1 protein-coding gene is annotated in these 11358 nt (G+C 46.0%); it reads right to left on the reverse strand.

All coding sequences use genetic code 11. The annotated features are described in order from the left end of the window. Positions 1-11358 (reverse strand): putative Ig domain-containing protein (locus NG792_RS28385; RefSeq protein WP_261237741.1); only part of this gene is annotated, 11358 nt, incomplete at both ends.

Consider the following 11358-nt stretch of genomic DNA (forward strand, 5'->3'; position numbering starts at 1 on the left):
TTTTTATTGTATTCCGTAACCGAACGAGGATTGTCAGCTAAATAGGTAGGTAAGTCATCCGGATAAACAACTAGACCCCAGTCAATCGTTGCTGCAGTTTTTCCAGGTGCAACTGCGTCAATGAACTGTTGTAAAGTATCGGTTTTATCAAGATAAATTGTCTCGGTTAACCGTCCCGCAGCATCATATTTATAATGAGTCACCCGTCCCGCTTCATCAATGGTCGCTCGTTGGCGTCCTCCCTTATCGTGAACATTGATAGTCCGGGGGTTGTCGGTAGGATTTTCTGGAGTGCTATCGGGATAAATCGTCTCTACAAGTTGACCTTTTTCATCGTAACGAGATTCAGTTTGGCGACCCTTAGCATCAGTTGACGCAATTTGATTGCCATTGGCATCATATTCGTACTCAGTTGTCTGATTTTCTGGATCCGTTGTCGAAACTAGACGACCTTCATTATCGTACTCCCATCGAGTGACCAACTCTTCCACACCGTTGGGAGTGGTGACGGTTCGAGTTTCGGTGACGCGGTTCCCGTTGATGTCGTAGGTGTATGCGGTTTCATTGTTCAGGGAGTCTGTTACCGCTAAGACATTTCCAAATTGGTCATAGCGGAACTCGGTTGTTTGATTATTGGCGTTGGTAACAGATAATAAATTACCTCGAACGTCATAGTTAAATTCGGTAACGTTCCCGTTAGCATCTTTCGTGGACAACAAGTTACCCCGACTGTCATAAGAATAAGTCGTCGTTTGACCCAACGCATCAGTTTCCGTCAACACTTGACCCAAGCGATTGTAACTCCACCACGTCACATTCCCCAACGGGTCGGTTTCAGATAATTTATTCCCCTCTGCATCATAAGTGTAGGTTGTCGTCCACCCCTCGGCTCCACTTTCATTGGTAACAACTGTCTGGGTTAAGACATTATTATCCTCATCGTAAGTCCGTCGAGTTACCAACCCAACCGCATCCACTTCGGTCAGAATATTCCCGCGACTGTCATACACATAAGTCGTCGGATTGCCAAACACATCCAACACCGTTTGAGTCGAATTATCCGGGTCATAAACCAACTCAACCGCTTCGCCATTCACATCCAGCATCCGCTTCAATCGACCCGACTCATCATACTCCGTTCGTACCCCAGTTCGTCCCAACGGGTCAATGATTTCTTCTAAGTAATGTTCTCGTTCCTCGTGATACTCAAACTTTGTCGTATTCTCCTCTCTATCCGTAACCCCAACTAAATCGCCATTTTCATCATACTCATACTGAATCTTATTCCCCTCTGGGTCAACTGCCGCCACAATTCGACCCGACGCATTCCTCTCAAACGTCACCGACTTTCCAGTAGAACTGAAAATTCCCTCATCCGAATAGGTCAGCGTATTGCCATTCGTATCTGTCACCGTCAATAAATCGCCGGTTGTCCCATCGATCGCATACTCAATTCCCTCCTTCGTCGTCAGCTTATAACTCCCGCCAAAGAACGAATTCGCTGGATTGTAAGGCGACCCACTCGGATGATAGTATTGACCCGTTTCCTGATTGTAAAGCAACTGAGTTTTCTGAGCACTCAACGTCACCTGTGACCCATCATCCGTCTCAAACGCCGGATTATAGAAAATCATGCTTTGCGGTAAAGGTGCTCCCATCCGCAACGCCTTGACAATCTCCGGATCCATCACAGGTTTGAACGTAAACCCAGTTCGCTTCCCACCCGGTAACGTCACATAAACCCGCGTACCTTCCTCAAATCCAACCGAAGGAATCCCCGTCTGTTCGTACAGTTCATCCCGTCCCACCGAAGTCCGTAAATCCGTATCCCGGAACTCCAAGCGCCATCCATATCCAAAGTCATCGGATTGGTTTGTAGTTAGGGTATCATAAGTCCGCGTCAAGTTAATCGGAATTCCTGCTACTGGAACTTCCAAATCCGTAAACGATAAGCGGAAATTGCCTAATTTTAACTCTCCAGCAACATCTACCATTTGTTCCGTCGAAGCGCTATTCCCACTCTCATCCGTTGCCGTCAACCGCAGAATGTAAGTATCGTTTTGCAGCAGGGTCGGGTCAAAATCTCCCAATTTAGCGTTGCTTATCTGAGAGTTTCCTGACGCAATTTCGACAAATTCTCCGCCGGATGCAGGTGCAATGGATAGGACGTACTTCGTCAAGTTGTCATCCGTTACAGTCCCAATAATGTCGGTAAAATTGGTCAGCGGTTTATCTCCTAGGGTGGGAGACAGTTCTACAATCGGAGGATTTAGGTCGTTGGGGTCGTAAACCCGAATTTCAATGCTACTTTCACCTAAATTTCCGGCAGCATCATAAGCAACTGCTTTAGCGGTTAACGTTCCTAATTCTGAAGGGGTGTAACTTGCTGTTCCATTGGCAGTTAATGTGATGGGAACTTCATCCACAAATAATTGGACGCCTTCCACACCAACATTATCGGTAGCGTTGGTAAAGAAAGTGATGGGAGTGCCTAACGGGACTTCAAAATCGCCATCTACGATAAATACACCCGAAGGCAATACTTGTACTAAGGGAGATATCGTATCGGATGAAACTTCCAGATTGAAAGTTTGGGTTGCGGTGGTTCCCAACTCATCCATCACTTCAATAGTTATCGCATGAGTTCCGACATTTTCAACCGTAGGAGTCCAACGCAACCGTCCTAACTTATCTACGGTTATTCCCAAGGCAGTAGAGGCATCATCTAACCGATAGGTTAAAGTAGTGCCATTGGGGTCGGTTGCTTGGATGTCGTAACTGAACAGGCGATTTGGAATTGCTACTGTTGGTGGTTTGTTCGTATTAAAGACAGGAGGTAAATCGTTTTGAACCGTTAAGGTAAATCCTTGTGCTGCACCCAAACGACCATCGTTAACGCCAACGACAATTTGATGGGTGCCAAAAGTGGGAGAATCCCAATGTAGTTCCCCGGTATTGACATCCAAAGTCATGCCATTGGGAACGGAGATGGGTTGATAAATTAAAGCATCATTATCTGCATCGGTTGCTTCAATTTGATAGCGGTAAGGGACACCAGTGGCGGCGAAGTATTTGGCGGTGGAGGTAATGACGGGTGGATGGTTAATGGCATCTGACCCGACTTCTATCGTGTAGGTTTGTCGGTTGGTGCTTTCTTGGGTGTCGCTCACTAAGACTTCAACTTTTACGGAACCTGACTGTTGTGCGGTTGGCGTCCAAGTAATCAGTCCGGTTTCAGGTTTGATTTGCATCCCATCCGGTGCAATTCCTAAACTGTAGCGTCTTCCATCATTTTCGATGTCGGTTGAAGCGATTTGATAGCGATATTCTTGTCCGACAGCGGCGGCGGTGATGGGGACGGAAACGATTTGGGGTGGGGTGTTAATCCCTCTTACGGTTAAGTCAAATTCTTGACCGACAAAATATCCGGTTGCGTCGGTGACGCGAATGGCAATGGTATGTTCGCCGAGTTGGGTGGCGTTGGGTTGCCAAGATAGCATTCCGGAGTTGGGGTCTATAACCATTCCGGAAGGTGCTTTATCTAAAGTCCATAACAGCAAGTCGCCATCGGGGTCAAATCCTTCAAGTTGATATTGATAAACTCGTTCTAAATTGGTAATTAGGTTGGGAGTGGAAGTGATGCTAGGTGCGCGATTGACGGTTTGATTGCTGACGTTTAACGTCCAGGATAAAGTGGTAGTATCTTCCCCATCGCTCACTTCTAAAGAAATCGGATGGGAACCGAATTGAGAGGGAGTTGGCGTCCAGACGATGCGACCCTCCGCATCCAGTTCCATTCCGGTGGGAGATTGGAGGAAGTTGAACGTCAACGGGTCGCCATCAGAATCCGTCCGAGGTAACTGATATAAATAAGTGGAACCGATGCGAACCGAACCCCCGGGGGTGGCGGTAATTTCTGGGGGGGTATTCGGACGGGGTTCGACGACCGTTGCAGTAATTGTTTGGGACGCTTCTCCACCGAGACTATCAATTGCTTTAACAGTGAATTGAAACTCGCCGGTTTGGGAAGGAGTCCAACGCAGAATGCCAGTGTCAGGATTGAGGGTAACGCCAGTTGGGGGATTGACTAACTCGTAACGAATGTCAGCATCGCCATCGGCATCCAGTGCATTGAGACGGTATTCAAATAGCTTACCGCGTTGGGGTTGAATGGATGTGGGGGAGGGAGTCGTAAATGTGGGGGGAGAGTTTGGGGGCACGACTTCCACCTGGAAGTATTGTAAATCGATACCGCCACTGGGATCGCTCACCCTGACAATCGCTTCAAACGTCCCAGTCTGTTCCTCTGTGGGACGCCAGACAATTGTTCCGGATTCGGGATTGATATTCATCCCCTCTGGGAACAAGGTCAACTCGTAGGTCAAAGGTTCTGCATCCGCATCGAGAGCATTTGCTTGATACTTGAACGCCTCTCCTACTTCTATTGTATCTGTCGGCGCGGTACTGATAAACGACGGAATGCTATTGAGTGGAGGAGCAATCAAATGGTTGCCAAATAAATGACTGAAAGTTTCCCCATCCGTCACAGTTATGGTATCAACAAAAGCACCTGTACTCGGTGCAGTTTCCTCATAACCATTCGGAACGAGTTGGCGTACCGTATAAGTTCCCGGCAGCAAATTATCAAAAGTGAAATGATACGGAGTCGAACCCAATAGAGATTCGGTTTTGTTTTTGCCAGTCAACTGAGTGGGTTCGCCATCATCTAGTTGACCGTTTTCATTCAAATCCAGATAGACCGTTACATTTTCCATCAAGGGTTCTGGAGTGTAGCGCTCGTCCCACCCACCAAAAATATCGATGATTTCTCTGGGATTCGTTACTTGGATAGCATCGGGGTCAATTCTTTGCAATTGTCCCATTCCTGCACCTGCACCAATACCAAAAGCGGTAATATTGACGCCATTCGCATTCAAGCGGTCTACCACTTCAGTATCAACCCCACCAAATCCATCAGATAAGAAAATGAGATTGGCATCTCCTGGCACACTGTTGAGCAATGCTTCTGCTTTCTCTAAAGGCGGTGTAAAATAAGTGCCACCATCGGCAATAAAACGGTTAAGTATTTCTCGCAAGTCGGGAATTCCATTATTATCTTTATCGGCCAGAGGAGTCGTGAAAAACTGCACCCCAGGCAAACTCGGATCCAGGTCTATAATGCTAGCATCATGATTAAAGGAGACAAGACCAATTTGGGTTGTATTACCTCGCCCTTGCAGAATTAATTGTTCACTCAAGGCAATGGCGGTAGCAATTTCCATCCCTAAAATTCCCATCGGTTTGTCGGCAACCGTTTCTAACTCTGCTTCGGTCCAGTCTACATAGTTTCCGCCGGTACTTCCCGAAACATCAATGGCAAATACTATATTGGGACTGTCTCCTTGGACCAGTGTCGTATCCCGATAACCATTTCCATTTAGGTCATCAAAGACCGCGCCTTGAATTTTGCCTAAAGCGCTATAAACATCAACGGTAAAGTTTTGTAATGCCGTACCGCCGCGTGCATCGTTGACCTCTACGGTAAAGTTAGCCGTATCTCCAGGTTTGGCCGATTCGGGAAACCACAATAATTCTCCGCGATCGCCATCAATAATTGCACCTAATGGTGCCTCAACTAATCGATAGCGCAGAGAATCACCATCTGGATCGAATGCTTCTAATTGATAGCGATAAGCTTTTTGATTCAATCCAACTTTAGTTGGCGGTTCGCTCTCGATTTCGGGTGGGGTATTACCTGGATCGGGCCAGACGCGGATATTATAATTTTGAATATCTTCTGCACCCAGGGGGTCTTTTGCACTCAGTTGAACGGGGAAAACTCCCAAAGAGCCATTGGCGTTACTGGCGGTTTCACCCGTTCCAGGAGTGAGGATATAGGAGGCGGCTTCGTGCTGAAAAACTTGGAATTGATAAGAGACTGGAGTGGCTGAAGAGCCACCTTCAATGTAGAGAGTGTATTCTCCATCGGAGGGCAATTCTACTTCAAAGTCAGTGGATAAATAAATATTAGAATTAAGTTGTGCGTTATTTCCTGGTCCGTATAACTTCCATTGATTAGACCAGTTACCTTGTAAAGAATCAAAGTACAGCTTTTGACCGGCTTCCCCGGTAAATTTGTAAAGTGCAGCTTGTTGACCGGATGCGAGTTGTCCTTTAGTCGGGACGTTTAATTTTAGGTCGGTTCCCGAACCCAAATTGAGTAACTGGAAGGAATAATCTCGTGCGGCGGGTTGAGTCCTTTCGATCGCCAGGTAGTATATGCCATCCTGATTAAGAGTATGGATTGAACTGTCAGATGCAGAACTATGAGAGAAAACGGAACTTCCATTGGGGTCATATAAGCTGGTCTTGATGTTGCTTCCTGCCATGTTATTTAACAGGATTTGCTGACCAACCTGACCCGTGAAAGCGTAAATTTGCTTAGATAAATCGGGGCTAAGAGTTCCTGTAGTAACAGCATTGAATTCTACAGGATTGAAAGATGGCGCGTCTACATGAGAGGGTAATTCTAACAACTGGAATTGGTAATTACCAGAGGAAGAAGGATAGAATCCATCTACTTGGAGTTCGTATTCTCCGCTAACGGGTAAAGTGAAGGGCTCGCGGTCATTGCGAGAGTCATGGTTCTCAAAAAGCTTACTCCCATCTGGTGCGACTAATCGCATCCGAATCTGCCAGTTATTATAATCGTTGTTTAAACTATCAAATACAATTTGAGTGCCAGCAGCAGCAGTGAAGCGATGGGAGTTCGTCGTTCCTGGCGCGAGGTTCCCAGAGATGGGGGTGTTGAGTCCCGTGTTGGAGACGGAATTTTGGGGAACTGAAGTGACGCTGAAATTGTAATCGCGTTCTTGTGGAGTGGAATTGGCAGCGATCGCCAGGGTGTAGATGCCATCTGAGGGTAATGTTGCTTGGAAATCCCCTTGCAACCAAGACGGAGTTGATATTGCTCGATTAGAAGGACCGTAAAGCGTCCAGGAAGCACCTTCAAGACGTTGTGCATCCAGGTCAAAGTTTAAGACTTGACCCTTTGTGCCTTCTAGACGATACAACTGGGTTTCGTTGGGTAAGAGTTGAACTGACACGGGAGTTGAATCGGTAGAGAGTTGCGTCACCGCCGCGCGATCGCTCAACACAAACTCGTACTCACCCGTTGTCTCATTGCGTCCATCAACAATCAACCGATATGTTCCACTTTCGGTTAAGGTAAAGGGTTGTGAATCGCCATATATATAGTTAGAAGGAAGTCCCGTATTCACCTGAGCGCCACTAGGGCTTATCAAAGTAGCAGTGATATTAGTGCTTTCCTGACGACTGTCAAAAAACAACGGCTGACCGATAAGTCCTGCAAAAACGTACTCGTGACGCTCTCCCGACTCAGTTAACGACCCTGATACGGTCGTCCCTAAAGCTAAAGGAGTTTCCGTGGTTGCCGGAGCGATCGCATTGAAACTGTAATCAATTTCAGCATCAGAATTACCACTTACTGCCAAAAGGTAAGTGCCTTCAATTTCCGTCGTTACTTCAAAATCATTATAAGAAGACAAACCTTGAACCTGTTTACTATCCGGACCAAACAACACCCAATTAGCATTTTGCCAACGAGACTCTAAATCAAAATAGAGCGCTTGTCCTTCAGCAGCTTCAAACCGATAGAAATCTATCTTCTTCCCTGACAAAGTTGCATTTTCTATTGCCTCACCTATCGTTAAAGTCGAGACGGCATCCACATCTACCAACCGGAACCCGTAATCGCCAATCGCATCGATGTTTCCATCAATAACTAAACGGTATTCTCCCGTCTCTGTCAACGAAAACGGACTACTGCTGTCAGTGCTAGAATATCCCCAACTGTTGTTCATACTGATGAGTGTACCGCTGGGGCTATATAGCTGAGTAGTAATCTGGCTATTACCCACTAAACTATCAAAGAACAACCGCTGACCCGTAGTCCCATTAAAAGTGTAAGTATCTCGTTCGCCTGGAATTCCAATAAGAGTCGAAACCGTTTCACCCAACTCTATAGAGGTGGTTTCCAGTGGAGGAGTGACAAGTTGGAACTGATAGCTTTCAGCATCCTCATCATTAGTATTGCCACCGACCACTAAAGTATAAGTGCCAGTATTTGGCAGTTCGAGTTCTATGTCGGGGGACCACCAAGAAGAATTAGAGAGTGATTCGTTATTCGTTCCGTAAAGAACCCACCCCGTGCCATTACTAGAATTCCACTGTTTTAATTTATCGAAATACAGCCGTTGTCCTTCACTCCCTGTAAATTGATAAGCTTGGCGCTCTTTGGCAGAAGGGAGCGTTGCAACTATGGTTTCGTTAAAAGGCAAATTTTGCACGTTGGGATGTGTCGTATCAGCCACATCCAGAATACGGAATTGATAGCCCTCGGAATCGGTAATGGTTCGTTGATGTCCATCAATAACGACTCGATAAGTACCGGATTCAGTCAGAGTAAACGGCTTTTGCTCAACTGTAAAATTAGTAGAAGTGTAAACGGATTTGCCACTGGGACTGTAAATATTAACGTGAAGACCAGAAATACCTTCCAAGCTATCAAATAGCAACTGCTGGCCCACTTCTCCCGTAAAGGTGTGGGTATTTCTCGAACCCATTTCAGGTAGAGTTCCCGTCACCAAGGAGCCGACAGACATCTCGGAAGTTGAGAACTCCGGAGTAATTATCTCTATCTGATGAGTCGTCCCGCTACCTTTTCCAAATAAAGCGATAGTGTAAGTACCATCAGCCGGTAATGTGAATTCGCGATCGCTGCCTGTGAAGCCACTAACTAATGAAGCATTATTGTAAAGATTGTAAACTTTCCAATTTGAATAACTGCCAGTATAATCACTTTTTAAGTAAACTTCTTGACCGGCACTGCCCGTAAAATTAATCAATTCTACTCGTTCGCCTGAGACGGATACGGATACGGGACTGTCCAGCTCTACCAAACCCGTTACCCCTGGGACTCCAGAAACTAGGCGGAAACTATAGTCACCTGTTGCTTCACCCCAAGCGTCAATTTCCAGTCGATATTCGCCCGTCTCTTCTAAAATGGGCAAATCCCAATCAGAAGAAATTCCAGAACTCCCAAGAATTTGCTTACCTGTGGGACTGACCAAGTTAGCTCGAATGTTAGCGCTACCTTCGAGGGCATCAAAAACGAGACGCTCTCCTGCCGTCCCCATGAATTTATAATAATCTCGCTCGCCTTTCACCTCAATCGATTCTTCTATGACTTCTCCAATGGAAAACTCCACTGGCTCCTCTTTCACCGAAGAAACGATTTGGAAATTATAATTAGATGGCGTGTAACCCTGTCCCTTCATTGCCAGGACGTACTCACCCGGGACGGGCAACTCTAACTCAAAATCATAATATAAATTCGTGTTATTGAGAACGCGACCGCCTGGTGCGTAAAGCGTCCAATTATTGTATGAACCGATTCCGCTGTCAAAATATAACCAGGAATCCGGTGTATTGACCGTAAATCGATAAAGGTCTGTTTCCTGCGGATTCGTAAAGCTACCACTGACATTTGTATCCAGCCCCACCGTCGTTGTTGAAGCGATATCTGTCAGGCGGAAGTTGACGGAGGTAGCAGAGGAATTCCAATTGGTAAACTCCAAATAATAATTGCCTTCTTCTGAAAGCGTTAGCACCTTGCCATCAGAGTGAGGAGAACTCGTGCCGAGTTCTTCACTCTTGCCAGAAGGAGAGTACAGCGTTACTCCAGCATACGAGTAGTTGTTGCTCAAACTATCGTAAAAGATCTGCTGACCTACCGCTCCTGTGAAGCTGTAAGTAGTGGTTGTACCCCAACCTGCACCCAAATTTACGGTAGTTGGTGCATTTAAGGTTAGCTGAGTATCTGCGGTTCTAGTGACCGGAACGACGGGGGCTGCCGGTGCGAAACCAAAGCTATAATTGCCGGTGGTCCCACTATTGCCATCCAGAGTTAAGCGGTAAATCCCTTTTTCAGTCAGGGGGAACGTCGAATTATGAGAGGATGAATAGAGGTTGTTGAAAATTAGGTTTCCACTTGGACTTTCCAGTTTGGCGAAAATACTGTTGCCATCAAGGAGGTCAAATAACCACCTCTGATTTAAGTTGGCGTCAGTCACTTCAAAGGTATAAACATCTTGTTCTCCCGGTTGAGAAATTACGCCATTGACTGGGGAGCTATTTAAACTTAAAGGAGTGCCAGAAGTCTCTGGGTAAGAAAAAGCTTGAATGGAATAGGGAACGCTACCTGTGGGAGTATTACCGCCTCGTACCATTAAGTAGTAGGTTCCGGTTCCCGGCAATACAGTTTCAATATCGCCCAGCCGGTTAGAGGATGCAATGCTAGAAGTGCTGCCTGCTTTGTACAGTAACAAGTCAGCTAAATTGCTCTCACTGGTTGCGGTTGCATCAATATAAATGCGCTCGTTTTCTCCACCCTGAAATTGGTAGACCATCACTTCGCTTGCTGGAAAAAGCCTGTCGGTGATGGAGTCTCCATTTAACGGCAATGTTACTCCATCGGTGAAGGAAACCAGACGGAAATCGTAAGCGTCCTGCGCTTCTTTATCGCCATCTACAATTAATTGGTAAGTTCCACTTTCTGATAAAATGACAGGAGCCTGCCAATAATCTGCTGCAATCGGTGAATTCAAGATATTTTGTCCGCTCGGACCGACCAAACGCATCCAGGTGGAAGGAGTCTCGCTTAAGGCGTCTAAAAATAACCATTGATTTTGAGCTGCTTCAAAGGTGTAAATATCCCTTTCGCCTTTTTCTGCCATCGTTCCCGCGATAGAAAACGTTCCCGATTCATCGGCTGCCAATTCCTCAACATTCGTTGGAGGAGTTAACACTTGGAATTGATAATTAATCGGGTTGTTGCTAGTTCCCTGAATTGCTAATAGATAAGTTCCGGTTCCGGGTAGCGTTACTTCAAAATCGTTTGAAAGAGCCGTGCCATTAGAGAAAGAATTAATAGCGGCATTAGAATTGCTAGTGTTATCTGCGGTAATCGGTAGGTTATTGTCAGGTGCATAGATTGTCCACTTCCCATCCGCAGTGTTGGTCAGAGAATCTAAGTAAAACCGCTGACCTTTTGTTCCCTTAAAAGAATAAAGATGAGTTTCTTGACCTGGCTCTATTCTGCCGCTGTATTCTTGGCTTAAATCAAGTTCTATCGCCTTAGATGAAGACAAAATATTAAAACTATAAGTGCCTGTGCTTTCCCTATCTCCATCAATTTCTACTCGGTAAGTACCGCTTTCGGGTAGGACGAACGTCCGGTTGGGATCGTTATACGAAAAATAACTACTGTACTTAATA

It is taken from the genome of Laspinema olomoucense D3b, assembly GCF_025370785.1.
GTDB classification, from domain to species: Bacteria; Cyanobacteriota; Cyanobacteriia; order Cyanobacteriales; family Laspinemataceae; genus Laspinema; species Laspinema olomoucense.